Annotated in this window: 16 protein-coding genes; 5 read left to right on the top strand and 11 right to left on the bottom strand. The window is 42.0% G+C overall.

Annotated elements, in window-relative coordinates:
* Window positions 1-57: 57 nt before the first annotated feature.
* Window positions 58-585 carry a L,D-transpeptidase family protein gene (locus L4C54_RS13085; RefSeq protein WP_428808544.1) on the bottom strand — a complete coding sequence of 176 codons (528 nt, stop codon included), beginning with the start codon at window positions 583-585 and terminating at the stop codon, window positions 58-60.
* A gap of 297 nt (window positions 586-882) precedes the next feature.
* Here L4C54_RS13085 and L4C54_RS13080 point away from each other — a divergent pair, with 297 nt between their 5' ends.
* From L4C54_RS13080 to L4C54_RS13065, 4 genes are all read left to right on the top strand, one after another.
* Window positions 883-3003, top strand: a complete 2121-nt coding sequence (locus tag L4C54_RS13080) for a diguanylate cyclase domain-containing protein (protein WP_428808543.1) — start codon at window positions 883-885, stop codon at window positions 3001-3003.
* Window positions 3004-3177: 174 nt separating this feature from the next.
* Window positions 3178-3651: a GNAT family N-acetyltransferase gene (locus L4C54_RS13075; protein WP_428808542.1), complete on the top strand. Its 474-nt coding sequence runs from the start codon at window positions 3178-3180 to the stop codon at window positions 3649-3651.
* 42 nt (window positions 3652-3693) lie between these two features.
* Window positions 3694-4245, top strand: a complete 552-nt coding sequence (locus L4C54_RS13070; RefSeq protein ID WP_428808541.1) for a GNAT family N-acetyltransferase — start codon at window positions 3694-3696, stop codon at window positions 4243-4245.
* A gap of 63 nt (window positions 4246-4308) precedes the next feature.
* Entirely contained in the window at window positions 4309-4677 is a 369-nt protein-coding gene (locus tag L4C54_RS13065; protein WP_428808584.1) for a DUF3465 domain-containing protein, read from the top strand.
* A gap of 32 nt (window positions 4678-4709) precedes the next feature.
* Here L4C54_RS13065 and L4C54_RS13060 read toward each other — a convergent pair whose 3' ends face one another.
* The 6 genes from L4C54_RS13060 to L4C54_RS13035 are packed head-to-tail and all read right to left on the bottom strand — an operon-like array spanning window position 4710 to window position 11555.
* Window positions 4710-6368 carry a BatD family protein gene (locus L4C54_RS13060; RefSeq protein WP_428808540.1) on the bottom strand — a complete coding sequence of 553 codons (1659 nt, stop codon included), beginning with the start codon at window positions 6366-6368 and terminating at the stop codon, window positions 4710-4712.
* 2 nt (window positions 6369-6370) lie between these two features.
* Window positions 6371-8212 carry a VWA domain-containing protein gene (locus L4C54_RS13055; protein WP_428808539.1) on the bottom strand — a complete coding sequence of 614 codons (1842 nt, stop codon included), beginning with the start codon at window positions 8210-8212 and terminating at the stop codon, window positions 6371-6373.
* Entirely contained in the window at window positions 8205-9173 is a 969-nt protein-coding gene (locus L4C54_RS13050) for a vWA domain-containing protein (protein ID WP_428808538.1), read from the bottom strand. Before L4C54_RS13050 ends, L4C54_RS13055 begins: the two co-directional genes overlap by 8 nt.
* On the bottom strand, window positions 9166-9645 hold the full coding sequence (locus tag L4C54_RS13045) for a DUF4381 domain-containing protein (RefSeq protein ID WP_428800541.1): 480 nt from the start codon (window positions 9643-9645) through the stop codon (window positions 9166-9168). Before L4C54_RS13045 ends, L4C54_RS13050 begins: the two co-directional genes overlap by 8 nt.
* Window positions 9646-10584: a DUF58 domain-containing protein gene (locus L4C54_RS13040; RefSeq protein ID WP_428800540.1), complete on the bottom strand. Its 939-nt coding sequence runs from the start codon at window positions 10582-10584 to the stop codon at window positions 9646-9648. It abuts the gene before it with no gap.
* 14 nt (window positions 10585-10598) lie between these two features.
* Window positions 10599-11555: an AAA family ATPase gene (locus L4C54_RS13035; RefSeq protein WP_428808537.1), complete on the bottom strand. Its 957-nt coding sequence runs from the start codon at window positions 11553-11555 to the stop codon at window positions 10599-10601.
* 367 nt (window positions 11556-11922) lie between these two features.
* On the opposite strand from L4C54_RS13035, the gene L4C54_RS13030 reads away from it, so the two are divergent.
* Window positions 11923-12123 (top strand): restriction endonuclease subunit S, encoded by a 201-nt coding sequence (locus L4C54_RS13030; protein WP_428800538.1) that lies wholly within the window; start codon window positions 11923-11925, stop codon window positions 12121-12123.
* Window positions 12124-12233: 110 nt separating this feature from the next.
* Here the strand turns inward: L4C54_RS13030 and L4C54_RS13025 are convergent, their stop codons facing one another.
* The 4 genes from L4C54_RS13025 to L4C54_RS13010 form a co-directional block, all read right to left on the bottom strand.
* The gene (locus tag L4C54_RS13025) at window positions 12234-13274 is read right to left on the bottom strand and encodes a phage integrase (protein WP_428808536.1); all 1041 of its coding nucleotides are present in this window, start codon (window positions 13272-13274) and stop codon (window positions 12234-12236) included.
* A 135-nt stretch (window positions 13275-13409) separates the two neighbouring features.
* Window positions 13410-14102, bottom strand: a complete 693-nt coding sequence (locus L4C54_RS13020) for a hypothetical protein (RefSeq protein WP_428808535.1) — start codon at window positions 14100-14102, stop codon at window positions 13410-13412.
* A 33-nt stretch (window positions 14103-14135) separates the two neighbouring features.
* Entirely contained in the window at window positions 14136-15068 is a 933-nt protein-coding gene (locus L4C54_RS13015) for a hypothetical protein (protein ID WP_428808534.1), read from the bottom strand.
* Window positions 15069-15246: 178 nt separating this feature from the next.
* A complete protein-coding gene (locus tag L4C54_RS13010; protein ID WP_428808533.1) occupies window positions 15247-15975 on the bottom strand; it encodes a hypothetical protein in 729 nt (242 codons plus the stop codon).
* Between the last annotated feature and the right edge of the window lie 116 nt (window positions 15976-16091).

Genomic DNA, 16091 nt, shown 5'->3' with positions numbered 1-16091 from the left:
TAATCATTGTTCTATTTAGACCACGTAGAATGGCTGCCACTCTAGGCAGCCTTTCTTTCACCACTCAATTAGTATTGGTGTGCCTGCTTTGACTATGCTTAGCAATATATCCATTTCGTCATTAGTAATAGCAATGCAGCCATTGGTCCAATCAAAGCTTTGAATGTACTCTGGCTTACGTTGATCACCATTTTTCAATCCATGGATTTTAATATCACCACCAGGATCTATACCCTTATGCTGAGCCCAGTCCATGTCCGATTGGTTTGGGTAATCTATGTGGATAGAGCGATAAAAAGCCGACTCATCAATAACAAAATCGAGTAGGTAAGTTCCTTCAGGTGTTCTTTGGTCGCCTTCCCAAAGTTTGTGTCCTTTTGGCCTTGCACCCAGTGCAATACGAAATTCATGCACAATAACGTCATGCTTTATTAGATACATACGTCTCTTAGATTTATCGACTTTAACTAAATCAATGCTGTTCTCAACGTTAAGCTCGCTTATTGGATTCGCAAAACACAAAGACGCTGTGCTTAGAAGTAATAAGCTAATGAATAGTGAAACCCTAGAAAGATAGAGAGGCATTATGACCATCGATGATTAACATTGTGCTGAGATTATAACCAAAAACACCTTCTTAAACTGGCTCATTTCTAGGCTTTTCTATTCGCTGATTTTATTTAGTTCTCAAAATAATTGGAAATGCAAATAGGGCTGATGAAAACATTGGAAACAGGATCATATAAATGTCGTTTGTCTCATGAATGTATAAGTTGATTTTGATGTTTTGCGGCTGACTTAACATTGAAGGTTATGCTGGATTGATTGCATAGTTGTACATCGAGAAAATAGGAGCATAAATAAAAAAATAAGGCTTAGATTATGTTCCAGAGAGCGCAGTTAAAACAGATTTCGTCGGCGAGAAACCACCGTTATCTGGCACATATTCTATTCACATATTTAGATGATATTCTTCAGCCCCAAGCAATGACCATCGTTAACGAACCCGTACCAGGGAAACAGGCAGAAGCGTTGCATTCACACAATCAAGGCCTTGATTTTTCGCAATACCCAAGCAGTTTCTGGGCTTGGGCAGCACAGTTTGATACCTCCGATAGTTTCCTACCTTTAGCCATCAATACATGCAACTGGGACCCTGTCACGCTGATGGGCGGTGAATCTTATATCTTTATGTTGGATAGTCATCCCTCGACACGCACCTATATTGTGGTAGAGGGTGTCGATAGTTCAGTATTTACAGGTCTTGATCATCAAAGTCAGTTTGATTGTCTCGTAATACTTGCGTCTCGTTGGCAATGTCTTCGTGCAGAGCGTGACGCTTCACAAGAGTTTAAACTGCGCGATATTAAAGAAGCCAAATACATTGATGAACTTAAACAACGTGAAACTTTCATCGACAACATGAAACTGGTTCAGAAAGTCGCAATGAACATGTCGACGCCAGAAACCTTAGACGAACTTTACAAATTTTCCGTTGAAGCCGTCAGAAATGATCTGGGTTTTGACCGTGCTGTATTTATGCTTCTTGATATGAAGAAGCGTTGTTTTAGTGGTACTTACGGTACTAATGAAATCGGTGAAACCGTCAGTGAGCACCATACTCAATATGATCTTCATCAGCTAGAAGATGAGTATATTGAAGTTCTTTTTGATGAGGATCGTACGGTTGTGTTGGTTCAAGATGCGCCATTATACACCGCAGGGAAAGTAGTAGGGCAGGGTTGGAATGGCATGCTTGTACTACGTGATGGGACAGAGACGATTGGTTGGATTGCCATCGATAATTATATTAATCGCATGCCCATCACCACTTATCAAAAACAGGCTCTAGAGGCGTTTGGTTCGCACCTATCTCAAATCTATATTCGTAAACGCCAAGAACAAAACGTTCGTATGCTTCACGCCAGCATGGTCGAACTATCACGTTGTATGAAGACCAGTGAAGTGTGTAAATCTGCAGTCATGTTTGCCATTAATCGATTGGGTATTGATAGGTTAGCGGTGTTTCTAACCGATGCCAATTGCAGTTATATGCAAGGAACGTGGGGAACTGATATACAAGGAAACATCGTAGATGAGTCTTACTATCGCTCAGAGACTCAAGACCGCTCCATCGTCAATCTAGCTCAAGCAAGCCCTAACGAAGTGGTCTTTGAAGAATCGGTTCCTATCTATCATGACTTTAATATTGTCGGCTTTGGTTGGACTGCGATGACCATGCTGACAAGCAATAGTGGCGAACCAATCGCCTTCATAGCAGCAGATAACTTACTAAAACGTACGCCATTAACCTCACAGCTTCGTGAAGTGGTCAAAATGTTTGCTTCAAACCTCACAGAGGTATTACTTAGAACTCGCGCTCAGCAAGCAATACATGAGCTTAATGATAGCCTTGAACAGCAAGTCAAAAGCCGTACAAAACAGCTAGAAGAGGCCAATGAAAAACTAGATCTTCTTTCAAAAATGGACCCTTTAACACGGTTGGGTAACCGTCGAATGTTAGAGCATTTGTTAGAGAGTAAATGCATCTCGGAAAAAAGGGCAAAGACTCTTTATGGATTGATCTTGCTCGATATTGATCACTTCGGTCTTTTCAACAATCACTACGGTCACCTTGAAGGTGATATCGCTCTAATGAGGGTCGGCAATATATTAAAACGTCATACTCAATTGGAAGATGAGGTTTTCTGTCGAATTGGGGGAGAGGAGTTTGTTCTGTTGGTTTCGAATAAAAGTGAGAAAAACGTATGCGATTTGGCAGAGAAAATTCGAGCAGATATTGAAGCTGAAAGCATTGGTCATATACCCAGCCCAACTCAAGAAATGTTAACGGTTTCGATTGGTTATACCGTGAAGGAGTTTGATTCTGATAGGTTCAATTTTGACATTCTCTATGGCGAGTCAGACAAAGCATTATATCAAGCCAAGGAAAAGGGTCGAAACTGCGTCGTAGGGACGATGGATCAGCAAACACCAGCGTAGATTAACGTGATTTAGATACCGCTATGCCAATCAATGTATTTGATTGGCATTTTTTATGGACGAAGAAGAGCGATCGAAAATGAGGCTATATTATTCAATGAATTGGATAAAGATGCTGAAAATTACTAGTGGGCCATGTAGGATAAAAAAACACGTTTTCAAGAGTACAGATGAATGATTATTAGGAATCAGCTAAAGCCAACGGACCTAGGCCGAATAATACTGATGCACAGTGAATTCTATTCAGCTCGAGATGGCTATGATCATACTTTTGAAGCGTATGTTGCAGAGCCTCTTGCTCAATTTAGCTTAAGAGATAGCTCTCGAGAGAAGATTTGGATCGTGGAAGACGAGCAAGGTATTGTCGGAATAATATGCATTTGCGAGCTTACTCAAGAGCGAGCACAGCTGCGGTGGTTTATGGTACAACCAAGAGCGCAAGGAAAAGGACTTGGCCGTGAATTGATAGGCTTAGCGCTGCAGTTTTGTCGAGAGAGTGAATACACTAAAATCGTGCTGTGGACAGCAAAGGGGCTAGATTCCGCTAGGCATCTATATTTGAATCATGGATTTGAACTGACCCAAGAGCGTACGCACTTATTATGGGGCGTAGATCTTACAGAGCAGTGTTATGAGCTAAATTTGTAGCTTGCTAGTAAGGCATAATTTGACCGGTAATTAGGGAGTGATATGGAAACTGAACGATTGATTCTTCGTCAGTGGCACGAAGAGGACTTTCAACATTATGCACAATTAAATGCGGATTCACGTGTCATGAAGTACTTCCCATCAACACTTTCCAAGCAGGAGAGTGATGATCAAGCTGATCGGATACGAGGTTTAATTACTGAAAGAGGCTGGGGTTTTTGGGCAGTTGAATTGAAGTCTTCAGGTGAATTTATTGGGTTTGTCGGCTTACATAGTCAAGATGAAAACAGCGGAATACCAAACGCACCCTTTGTTGAGATTGGTTGGCGATTATCGTCGGAGCATTGGGGTAAAGGTTATGCCCCAGAGGCGGCACGGCGAGCATTGGAGTATGCATTTGAAATGTTAAATGAAGCTTCAGTGTATGCTTTTACAACGCTTACTAATGAACCATCACAACGGGTTATGTCTAAAGTTGGAATGACAAACGTGAATTCTGACTTTAACCACCCCAAGCTACCTGACGGGCATGAACTTGAGCGCCATTGTTTGTATAGAATGACTAGAGCGGAGTGGCTAGAACTCTGTAAGTAGCGTGAGTGCTTCAAAACCAGATTGGTAAGGACAAGTATGAAAAGGATATTCGTAGCGTTATCTATGATTCTTTTGCTTATTACATTTCCAACGAAAGGAGATGATGCACTATTAGCGAAAGCTTACGAGACAAATCAAAGTGATTTACAGGTTCAGGGTAGTGGTGATGTCATTCGATTATTGCCAGATGATAACGAAGGGTCACGACACCAAAAATTCATTTTGAAATTGAATAGCGGGCAAACGATTTTGGTTGCCCATAATATCGATCTAGCGCCGAAAATAAAAAATCTAAGGCGCGGTGATACGGTTAAGTTCTTTGGCGAGTATGAATGGAATAACAAAGGTGGTGTCATCCATTGGACTCACCGAGACCCGAACGGCCGCCATGCTCACGGTTGGTTAAAGCATAACGGCCGAACATACCAATAAATCACTATTTGAATAAGGTTTGTGGCTGAAGATTACAGCTTGTTTAGAATGTCATCAGTTGATGGCTTTCTTTTTTCTACGTTTTTCATCAATTTTAAAAGCTCCTTATCATCGGTTTTTGAAGGAGTAGCCCCGCTGGTTGTATTGTATTTCGATCCAAGCTTCTCATTGTATTGCTGAATTAGCTTCTCTTCTTGTTCCGAAAGAGGGGCGTGTTCGGTTTGCCACTTTGAAAGGTAGAGCTGACTCTTAATAACATCTTGCTGTTTGAGTGCTGCTTTAAGCTTTGTGAGAGTAGAGCTGTCCTCTTTGTGCTCGGTGCTATTATCATGCACTCTATTTTTCAAAGCGTGCCTAGAGCGTACAATGTACACCGTCGATATTAACCATAGCGCTGCAAATAGGGCTGTTAAGTACGGCCAAATACCTCGGTCATAGACGACACTGACGGGTTGCGTAGGCGTCGCGATAGGAGAAATGATTTGAGTGTTGTTCAATCCAGTTGCTTCATCAATAACGACATCTAGCCCTTTCAATAACGAAGTTTGCTGTTGTTTATTACGGCTATCCCACCAGTTAATACTCACTTCAGAAAGTGTCTGTTCACCGACTTGCTGAGGTATCAGAACTTGCTTCAATGTCATGATGGTGTCGCCATTATTGCTTTGAGAAAATTGCGGCTTCTCATCATAGACTCTAAACGCGCTAGGGTAGTTAATGGCAAGGTTTGGGAATTGATTTGGATTTAAACCTTCGATCTGCAACGTAACAATGCGAGTGAGTGCATCGCCCACTTGCATGTTATGTGAATTTGCATCGCTGATAGGCTGACCGTCTTGATTTAACCACTGCTGATTGAAGGCCAAGTTCTTGGTTGGAAGCCAAGTACCGGAGTAGTTTGCAGGTTTAGGATGAACCGTAAGTTTAAACTGCTCAGCCGCTGTGTCTGCGGTGATCATACTTGTTGTTCCATATCGATTGTCACCATAAATAACAGTGCCAGTAAACGCAGGAGCGGTGAGTGTGAATTCTCCACTTTGCAGAGCATCGATACGATACTTTTGATCAACGATAGTCACTTCAACACCATCTTTAATCGTTTGATATTGGTTAGGTTCTCCTTCGAGATCAATGCTCATCCCTTCGATGATCGGTTGGACAATTTGGGCGTTCTGCAAGCGTCTTGGATCTGCTTTGATGATAAGACGAAAATCCAATATAGCGCTCTCTTTTGGATAGAGCGATGTTGTTGATAACCGAGATCGTAACTCAACCAAATCTGAAGCTTTGGGTTGGTTTTCATCCATACGGACATTAATGCTGATGGGTTGCGTTTTTACACCTGCCACAGTGAAACTGGGAATTGTAAGGGTTCCTAATTTTTGAGCCGCTAATGATACGTTCCATTCGCTACGATTATTGCGATCACCATTGATGATGTTAATCGATGTACCAAAACTAGGGCGGCTCATGAAAAAGTCTTTCTCAAGGACGCTTAGGTCAATGTCATCTTGTGATACTTTTTGATTAACAACGATCCTAAGTTGGAAGACTTCACTTTTAGCGACTCTGTTTTTACTGACACTGGCAGAAGCACCTGCTGGATTGTTTGCAGCAAAGCTGTATGAGCTAACGAAAAGCAGTAAGAGCACTGCCAGTATTGATGAGTAACGAGATAGGATAGATTGCATCTTCACCACTTTTTACCAGAATTTTGAGGAGGTTGCTTTTGCTTAGCTTGTAATATCATTTGCGCTTGAAGCAGTCGGCTTGGAGCGCGCGCACTTTCAACCTGTTCTAACTTACGAATGTCAGGGTCAACTTGTTGTTGATTGTCTTGTTGAGCAGCCATTGCTTCAGAGGGATTAGCCTTTTGTTCATTCAGGTCGTTATTATCCTTAGATGTCTCAGGGCTGTTAGCTTGAGAAGATTGATCGTTCTGTTCGTTGTCATCACTCGCTTTTGAATTGTTCTGCTCTGGTGTGTCTTGACCGTCACTGTTGTTTTCGCCATCACTACTGTCTGAGTCATTACCTTTAGAATCGTTGTTTTGCTGATTGTCGGACTGCTCACCGCTATTCTCAGGATCCGTGTTGGGCTGTGAAGGTTGGCTTGAATCAGACCCATCGTTTGAGCTTGAGTCGCTCTTGTCTGATTGGCTATCTTCATCCGAATTTGATTGGTCCTGCTGGTCTTGTTTTTGTTGCTGTTGAGCCTGTTTGACTACTTCGATATTTTCACGAGCTTCGTCGACGAATTTACCATTCTCGATGAGTTGATTATAGTTATCAATCGCTTGTTCAAAGTCGCCATTTTGAGCTTGAGCATTGGCCAAATTGTATAGAGCTTGGTCGCCTTCTAGCTTTTTAAAGCTGTTAATCGCTCCTTCAAAATCACCTGCTTTATACTGTGCAACGCCTTTCCATTCTCCTTCGGAAAAGGTTTCGGCCGCCTGTTGGTACTCTTTGGCTTCATAGAGATCTATTGCTTGTTGGTCTGATGTTTTCCATGGGCTTGCATGAACAACATTTGGCTGAACCACAGAGAGCCCCAATACTGCGATACTAAAGATGACGCCACGCTTAAATAGCAGACTTATAGGTACAATAAGTAACGGAAGTAACCAGTAACCGCTATTTACACGCTCTTCAAGCTGCTGATTTTGTAGTGAAGAGCTTGCCTCCACGCGGCTTGTGAACGTGTTAATTGCATCTATATCGCGGCTGTCTGCATGAATAGAAGTAAATACCCCATCGACACTGCGTATCAGTGCTTTCATATTTGAGAAGTTGGATTGAGCGATAACAGTCGTACCATTGCTATCTCTTAATAGAGCACCATCATTTAGACGTATAGGTGATCCTGAGGGCGTTGCGACGGCTAAGATGCTCAGCTTCCATTGAGTGTCTCTAAGCATCTTGCTTATCGCTTGTTTTTCATCGTTATCAATATCATCGGCAACGAGAATGATGTCGCCCTGATCTAACCCTGCGTTCTGCATCATTTCAATTGCTAACGCGACTCCAGCGGCGGCATCGGCCCCAGGGTAGGGCATAATATCAGGAGATAGATTGGGTAATAGATTAAGCAGTGTTTGGCTATCGGTTGTCATTGGACTCACCGTATATGCATCGCCTGCATAAGCGACTAAGCCTGTGCTGCCTTCATTCCATAAATTCAGTAAATCCGTCACTTTGTAACGAGCTTGAGTTAGACGATTGGGCTTAATATCGGTGGCGTACATCGACAAAGACATGTCCATTACCACAATTCGACCACCGGAATTACTGTAAACCGGTCTTTCTGAAGAGTAAAAACTTGGGCCAGCTAAAGCAATGAACGCGCAAAATAGGCCAATGCCAATGAAGTAGATAACACTGCGCTTACGAGGCTTTGCATCAAGGCCAATTGCTTTGGCCAAATGCGGAGCGATAAGCGAAGCTTGGTGAGTACTTTTTTTAAGCCATATAATCAACCCGATGGTCGGTATTATTGCTATCAGCCAAAGTGGATATAGGAATGTAAAATCAGACAAAACCTCTCCTTAGCATGATCATTATGCTGGAAAGTAATAGGGCTATCGCGAGTGGTAAATCAAACCATTCCGTTTGAGGTCGCCACGTTTGAACTGCTTCACTAATTGGCTCTAGTTCATTAATCATATCGTAAATTGCCGCTAGGTCATGGCTGTCTCGCGCTCGGAAATATTCGCCACCGGTAAGGTTGGCAATGTTTTGCAATGTTGCTTCGTCAAGATCATGAGCCGTGTTCACTTTACGTGTCATAAAAAACTCTTTAACGACCATTTCTCCAGCGCCAACCCCCACGGTATAGATAGTGGTATCGAACTTCTTTGCAATCTCAGCGGCTTCCATAGGGTCAAGCACACCTGCATTATTTCCGCCATCACTGAGCAATATCATGACACGTTGAGGTGCATCACTATCAACAAAGGTCTTGGTTGCCACAGCAATGCCATCACCAATCGCCGTTTGAGAGCCAATGAGCCCGAGAACAGTTTGATTAAGTTGCTCGGATACCGTGTGCCTGTCGAGTGTTAACGGAGTCTGTAGATAAGCGTGGTCTGCGTAAACAACCAATCCAACGCGGTCTCCCGCTCGTTTTTCAATAAATTCAGTCAGTACGTTTTTTACCGCTGTTAAACGGTCAATATATTCATCGCCTTGTTTCATGTCTTTCTGTGTCATGGATCCAGAAAGATCGACCACCAGCATTAAATCACGATGCTCCGGTTGGTGGGTGATAGGATCCCCGTACCAAACTGGACGAGTTAGCGCGATGACAAGTAATACCCAAGTTATTATGGCGAGTATACGCAGCAGTGTTTTCTTTGGTGCGTTTTGCCCTTGTGAATTGGGTAAAAAAGGCAAGTGTATCGGCGCTGCCACCTTTACGGGTGGAAGCAGTCGATAAATGATCAAAGGAAGTGGTAATAGGAATACTGCCCACCACCACACAAACTCGATATTAGCCAAGCTTGCGTCCTCGTTTTGGAGGCAACGCTTCATCTACCCATTGATAGCATTGTTCGACCAATAGATGAGGCTCTTCCACTGCATCTTTTTGGTAGAGTGCTTTTTGCCACTGTTTAGAGTGATGTAAGAACATCGGATTATCTAACTGAGAGTCTAAGAACACGTACCAATCACGCCCAGTGAGGTGGGCGATATGCTCACGAGGGAAGTAACAAAGTGCCGCTTGACGGACAAGCTCAATAGCCGCAGAAGGCGTCTCAACTGTTTGCCCTTGCTTTAGTAATTTCAAGGCGGTTTGTTTAGGCGCTAAGCGTCTTTTATTCCACTTGAAAAGTGCAACGATCAGAACCAATGTAAAAATAACAGCGAGAGCCGACGCCCACCATCCCCACGCCAATGGAAACCATGAAGGTAGTGATGGCAGTTTTAAATCGTTAAGAGCCAGTAGGGCTGAGCTAGATGAATCCTTCATTTAGTGTTGTCCAGATAGTTGTTGTAATAATGGTTGATTACTAGAGATAGAAGTAAATGAAATCCCTAGAGACTGGCAGCTTTGTTTTATTGCGTTCAGGTGGTGATTGTATTCTCGTTCAATGCTTGCGCGTGTTTTACGAGAGGAGAAGTCAACCCACTGCGATTTGTGTTGACTTGAAACTTGTTCAGTTCCACGGAAATTTGTGTCCCCATATTCTAATGGGTCAGAAAAGTGAACCATCCGAACTAAGTTGTGCTGACGTAAACGTTTAATCAATGGATCACTTGGGTCTTCTAAACGAACGAAATCACTTAATAGAATTATTTCACTCCCTTTGGGGCACAAGCGATGTAGAGCTTGAAACCCTTTTTGCATAGAGTGATTCGTTTCCTTAGGTGTGGTTGTCGCCTCGTTGAGCGCGGTATTGTGACGCTGAATGATCTGCTGAAGCAACATGAGCGGACCACGGTCACGTGCTGTTGGCTTAATATCGATAAGCTCTGTGCCGGTATCGATTATGGCGCCGATACGATCATTATTGGCAATACAAAGCCAACTAAGAAGGCTCGCCATGTGCGCCATTTGTACCGATTTTAGCTGTAGTGTCGAGCCAAAAAACATACTAGAACTAAGATCAATGTAAAGCACGACTGGCTTTTCACACTCTTCTGTAAAGAGTTTGGTGTGTGCTTTGCCTGTCCGTGCAGTTACGCGCCAATCGATACTGCGAATATCATCACCGGCTTGATATTGACGCACTTCGGCAAAATCCATCCCTCGGCCTAATTTACGGCTTTGATGCTGCCCAGATATTTGAGTCCATAAGCTTTTCGCTGGTGGTAACCAGTGAATACTGTGCTGCTTGTAATAAAGCAGTTCATCAAGCGACAGTGTGACCCCATTACAATGAGGTGGTAATGATGAGAGAGTGTCCATAATCACCTAACCGTTTAAGCGCTGCCGACCAAAGAAAGGAGGTGGTTGACGACTTGATTAGGATGAACGCCCTCTGCCTGTGCTTGGTAAGAAAGAAGTAAACGGTGACGAAGTACTGGAAAGGCCATTGCTTGGACATCTTCAGGCGATACAAAGTCACGACCTGCTAGCCAAGCGTGTGCTCTAGCGCATCGATCTAGTGCGATGGTTGCTCGTGGGCTAACCCCTAACTCAATCCATTGTGCGAGCTTTTGATCGTATTCTCTTGCTTTACGTGTCGCCATGATAAGACGAATGATGTATTGCTCAATACTGTCAGCCATGTGGATATTAAGCACCTCTTGTCGAGCGGCAAATATATCTGACTGAGACAAGGTTGGTGGTGTAATTGGTTGCTCGCCTTTCGCTTCACCACGGTTGAGTCTTAATATCTCTAATTCGCTTTCAGCATCAGGGTAGCTAACATCTAGGTGAAGTAAAAAGCGATCGAGTTGAGCTTCAGGTAGAGGGTATGTACCCTCTTGTTCTATAGGGTTTTGTGTCGCCATCACCAAAAACAGCTCTGGTAATTTATATGTGTTCTTACCGGCCGTGATTTGTTTCTCTGCCATTGCCTCAAGCATCGCTGCTTGGACTTTAGCGGGGGCACGGTTAATCTCATCCGCCAATAATAACGAATTGAAAATAGGGCCAGGTTGGAAGCTAAACTCTCCGGTTTCCTGCCTAAAGATATCGGTGCCCGTTAAATCAGCGGGTAGTAGATCAGGAGTGAACTGGATACGATGAAAGTCGCCTTCGATACAATCAGCCAGTGATTTAACTGCACGGGTTTTAGCAAGACCAGGAGGGCCTTCAACTAATATGTGTCCATCGGCAAGGAGCGCAACTAACAACTGTTTTACTAGGTTAGATTGACCAATAACTTGGCTCTCAAGGTAGGTTTGAAGTTGTTGTACGGCTAATATAGTCATCGGTATATTTCTCCTAATTTTTCAATTAGTGAGCCAAAAATAGAATTAGTTCCATTAACATTGCTCTGATCAGCCATATTTGACGTAAAAATAACCGATGAGAAGTTGTTAACAATCAGATGATTACATTATGGGGGTGATTGAGCGTGTTCCAAGAGCTTGTGCAACGAAAAATCGGCTCCATATTCCAAAAATGATGATTGATGAATAATATTGATGAGAAAATAGTCAGTTTGAGCACGAGTTATTGTTGAGGCTAGAAAAAAATGAGTGAAATCGTTACACTCCTCAACAGAGATTCTAATTTTGGTTTAAACCGTATTTTTGGTATGAACCGTTTTGTAAGAAAATTTGGTAGGTAGAGATAATGAGTGATTTTGAAAAAGAGCTGGAGCAAATGTCTCAGCAATCGGCAGACGAGCCTGAAGTAACGTTACCTTCACTTGATGAGCAAAAAGCAGTGGTTGCTGAGCTTAAAAAACTAGAAGAAGAAGGTAAGCTAACGCCAGAGATCCTTGAAGCTCATTTTGGCCAGTTTTACGCGAAGAGTGATGCGCCAGTTCACTAAAGCATTGCTTGTTAACTTAAGTTGCTGTTATTAAATGCATTAAGGTTGGTTATTCCAACCTTTTTTATTGCCTGTAGAATGCGAATGGCGACAAAGTGGCGGCACTTGCGTTACTTTTTTAAAGTGGCGATAGGGTTTTTCGAAAGTGCTTCAGTCAGGTGCTCTGGTGTGAAGTGGGCATAACGCATTGTCATCTTGATATCGGCATGGCCTAAAATGTCACGTAGAACCAGAATATTGCCGCCATTCATCATAAAGTGGCTAGCGAAGGTATGGCGAAGCACGTGCGAGGCTTGCCCCTTTGGAACTTCAATTGGCGAACGTTGCTTAATTTGGCGCATAAACGCTCTATAGCAAGGCTTAAACAGTGGGCCAGAGGTAGGCTTGTAGATTTCTTCATAAAGCGCCTCAGTGATTGGAACAGAACGGTTCTTGCCTGTTTTCGTATTCACGAACGTCACTTTAAACTTAGACAAGTTTGCACCGCGAAGGCCTTCAGCTTCACCCCAACGAGCGCCAGTAGACAAACACAACCGCACAATTTTTAGCATGTCTGGGTTTTTGTTTGCTGCCACATCGAATAGCAATTGTTCCATTTGTTCGCTGGTCAGGAAACCCATTTCACTTTCGCCTGTTTTTAGCGGCTTAACAGATTCAAGCGGGTTAGGGTGGGGCCATTCACCAAACTCCTTAAGTTTGTTAAATACACCCTTTAATCGAGAAAGCTCAGAATTAACCGTAGCATGCCCCACTTTTTCACGAATAGTGTTCATTCCAGATTTGTATTTGATTTCACCTGAAAGACGCTTGGCGCGATAAGCAGAATAGTCTTTAGCGGTTAAGTTGACGGCTAGCGGGTTGCCGAGTGAATCAACAATATGTGAAAAGCGGCTAAGCATTTCTCCGCCCCTAACAAGTGAATTGCCATACAGTGTGAACCACAAATTAATCAGTTCGCTTAACCTACGGTGATCAGATTTTTCACCTAGCCAAGGTTTGTCGTCTAATTCCTTAAACAGAAACTTCTCGTAGGTGGTCGCTTCCCCCTTGGTGGCGAAGCGTTTACGAACGCGCTTACCACCGCGGCCTTGTGGGTAGCACTCACAAAGCCATGGCTTTTTGGTTCCGTCTTTAAGGTTGCGAATCGACATAAATACTCAATTTGTACTGGTTATAAAAACAGTATAAATTGAGTAAAAACTACGAGCAATGTTTGAACTTGTGTTTTGGACACAAAGGTACCTAAGAAATGCGGGAAACATTAAGTTTGGTGTTCACGTTCTAATTTATTTACAAATAAGCACGGTTAAAATTTCGATTGTAGCGTTGAATGTTAGTGTTAAAGCTATGGCTGAAAGGGCTGTTGGAATGCCGATCTCTAATATGTGAAAACGAAGGTTCTGTTGTATGGAGTAGCCTTTAATATGTTTTTCAAAACGGTCAATTCGTTCCATATCTTGCTTTATACCAGATGAACTATACACCTTTTCGACAAATATTTTGGCTAATGCATCCGCATCTAACTCTTGGTAAGAAGTATCTTTAGGGTTGTCTGCAAACTTAACTTGCTGCGTAAGCAATTGTTCAAGCCTTTTCTCATAGGTCGGTTCTAAAGGGCAAAAGGTGAATTGCCCTATGTCGTAAACTGATCTAATCCAAGTGCTGTCATCATTAGCTCCTTGCCCTTTTGGTTCTCCATTATCTGTAAGTTTCAAGCGCCACACCCACCATTCATCATAAGCTCGCCAAAGAAAATGAATGAGCTGATAGATGATGATGAAAAACATCATCAATTTTACGTGTTCAATCGTAATATTGGTTAGTGGAATTCCAAGGAAATTAATAGGTTTTGAGTTATCTATGCCGACATTGAAAGTAATGATGGCAATGGCCATGCAGCTAGTAATTAGAATGTTTCTTCTGTATCTAATCGTTTGTTCGGATAATTCTATAAAAGGTCTATCTTTAAACGAGCCCATAAATGGTATTCCTTACAAAGTTCTATAAAGGTATTAGCCGTATTCTTTTACCTTAATCTTTTTACTATTGTCTTTTTTGACTAAATATCTGGAATAATTGAGCTTATGATAAAATCCATAACTGAAAGTTCCAGGTGCTTTATCTATTACAAACCAAGCTTCTTCTGGGCCATATACCGCCAATTGTAAAATTCGCGTGTAGTGACCTGGTTTATTCCAAGCCTTGCATGAATTGGAAAGAAATATGTGAGTGAATAGTTTGGGGTACGACTCCACTAAAGCACATAATCTGGAATCGCCATCAGTACGTGATTCTTTAGCGAGAGTAGTGATTTGATCACCAAGCACTTTTATATGTGGGATATCTAAGCGAGCAGATGTAAGTAAAGCCATAAGTGAATAAATATATTTGGGTTCAGTGCACCATTGATAACCATAACTTGCTTGTCTTGTCTTCTCGAAGTAACTTACTCGTGGGGCTACGTATTTTAACCAGCTTGCAGAGAAAATATACGAATAAGCTTCAAAGGTATTGTTGTAACTTTTAAGGTCTTTTTTCTCTCTAACTTCTTTGGGAACATCCATGAAATGCTCTAATTGTAGGTCGTGATAAATTAGTTTCAAATGGGTTCGTAATTCTTCAAATTTATGAATGGCAAAGTGCTTATGTTCTTCAGTGGATATATATTTTTGGGTGGCATACAAACTTTCATATGCAGATAAGATGAAAAACCACATTTTGTCAGACGTTAGATTATCTTTTGATAATTTCTCTATCGTAGAGTCTACTTTATCAACGTATGACTCAAGAGCCATGTTAGATTGACGAACTATTGTACTGACATGTCGATCCCAAAGACTAAAACCCAAGGTGGCTATAGCTACCAAGCCAATAAAAATGTTTGCGAAATCAGCAATTGAGACTGCATTTTTTAAAATATTAGGGTAATGATGCAGAGTTGCCATGGTCAGCACCCAGAAAACTACGCTTACCTGGAGTAGAGTTTTTATAGTGTTTACTATTGTTTCTTCAGTAGGCATCTTCATCTACAAATTCACTATTAGGTTTTTAATCACTACTTCGTTTAAGTGATCGAGGGCTAGGTAAGCATGTCGCATGTTTTTTGTTCCACCGTTAAGGTTTTTAACTGAAATAGGCAAGACTTAATGATTTTAAGATCGGCATAACAGTGTAAGTTAACAAACCAATGTTTAAGAAAAGGGGCACTAAAAAGTCGAAGGTTCCTGGGTTCTTAACCACTAAGGTCAATGTAGAATAAAGCGTGAGTAATTTTAGTTTGGTTTGCATTAAACTAGTAGGGGGAGTGCTAGTTCGGAAGCTTTCATAGTGCTCGTCTACACCATCATTGTAGAAAATGCCCCAACTGAAATTTAAACCTTCATCCTTACGAGCTTCAAACCCACCGCCTAAAGCTAGATGCTGTTCAATTTCTATCTGATTAACATTACTTGAATTTGAATATATTAATGTAAAAAAATCGGTTGGTGCGCTATCTGGCTCGTCAAAAAGTTGAATGCGAAAACCTACTACATTTTCGCCCCTATTAGTCATGTCTGCATCTGTTACATTGAAGAACGTATTATTTCCAACAATATGCTTCCTCACAAACCACTTACCGATGGCTGTTTGTGTAAAGCTGTGCTTGAGGGCACTGCTGTTTATCTCTCTTCGAGTAGGTTGAGAGTGTAGGTAGTACCTAAAAACAGCATACGCAATTAGGGCTTGATATAAGTAAAATAGCTTTTCTGGATGAAGAAACTCAATTTTTGGAAGCCATGGTATCGTTATGCTTGAATCGGTAAATTCAACACCAATAACGCTCTGAATGACACCAATACAAAAAAGGGTCATTAGCCCTTTGCTAGAACTAGTGAATGACGGCTCGGTTATAGTGTCGATTGGATTGATGTTAGCCAATTTAAGGCCCTCATTTGGTGTGTATTAGTCTATTTCTTGCTGTTTTGTCT

Source organism: Vibrio lamellibrachiae (assembly GCF_050337265.1).
Lineage (GTDB): Bacteria > Pseudomonadota > Gammaproteobacteria > Enterobacterales > Vibrionaceae > Vibrio > Vibrio kyushuensis.
The sequence above is the reverse complement of the archived record's forward strand: the minus strand, read 5'-3'. Positions and strand labels throughout refer to the sequence as shown.

Excerpts from the sequence above, each read along its gene's own strand:
- L4C54_RS13010 (WP_428808533.1), bottom strand. The coding sequence starts at position 15,975 with ATGACCCTTTTTTGTATTGGTGTCATTCAGAGCGTTATTGGTGTTGAA.
- L4C54_RS13060 (WP_428808540.1), bottom strand. The coding sequence starts at position 6,368 with ATGCAATCTATCCTATCTCGTTACTCATCAATACTGGCAGTGCTCTTA.
- L4C54_RS13085 (WP_428808544.1), bottom strand. The coding sequence starts at position 585 with ATGCCTCTCTATCTTTCTAGGGTTTCACTATTCATTAGCTTATTACTT.
- L4C54_RS13040 (WP_428800540.1), bottom strand. The coding sequence starts at position 10,584 with ATGGACACTCTCTCATCATTACCACCTCATTGTAATGGGGTCACACTG.
- L4C54_RS13015 (WP_428808534.1), bottom strand. The coding sequence starts at position 15,068 with ATGGCAACTCTGCATCATTACCCTAATATTTTAAAAAATGCAGTCTCA.
- L4C54_RS13045 (WP_428800541.1), bottom strand. The coding sequence starts at position 9,645 with ATGAAGGATTCATCTAGCTCAGCCCTACTGGCTCTTAACGATTTAAAA.
- L4C54_RS13065 (WP_428808584.1), top strand. The coding sequence starts at position 4,309 with ATGATTCTTTTGCTTATTACATTTCCAACGAAAGGAGATGATGCACTA.
- L4C54_RS13080 (WP_428808543.1), top strand. The coding sequence starts at position 883 with ATGTTCCAGAGAGCGCAGTTAAAACAGATTTCGTCGGCGAGAAACCAC.
- L4C54_RS13025 (WP_428808536.1), bottom strand. The coding sequence starts at position 13,274 with ATGTCGATTCGCAACCTTAAAGACGGAACCAAAAAGCCATGGCTTTGT.
- L4C54_RS13070 (WP_428808541.1), top strand. The coding sequence starts at position 3,694 with ATGGAAACTGAACGATTGATTCTTCGTCAGTGGCACGAAGAGGACTTT.
- L4C54_RS13030 (WP_428800538.1), top strand. The coding sequence starts at position 11,923 with ATGAGTGATTTTGAAAAAGAGCTGGAGCAAATGTCTCAGCAATCGGCA.
- L4C54_RS13035 (WP_428808537.1), bottom strand. The coding sequence starts at position 11,555 with ATGACTATATTAGCCGTACAACAACTTCAAACCTACCTTGAGAGCCAA.
- L4C54_RS13020 (WP_428808535.1), bottom strand. The coding sequence starts at position 14,102 with ATGGGCTCGTTTAAAGATAGACCTTTTATAGAATTATCCGAACAAACG.
- L4C54_RS13075 (WP_428808542.1), top strand. The coding sequence starts at position 3,178 with ATGATTATTAGGAATCAGCTAAAGCCAACGGACCTAGGCCGAATAATA.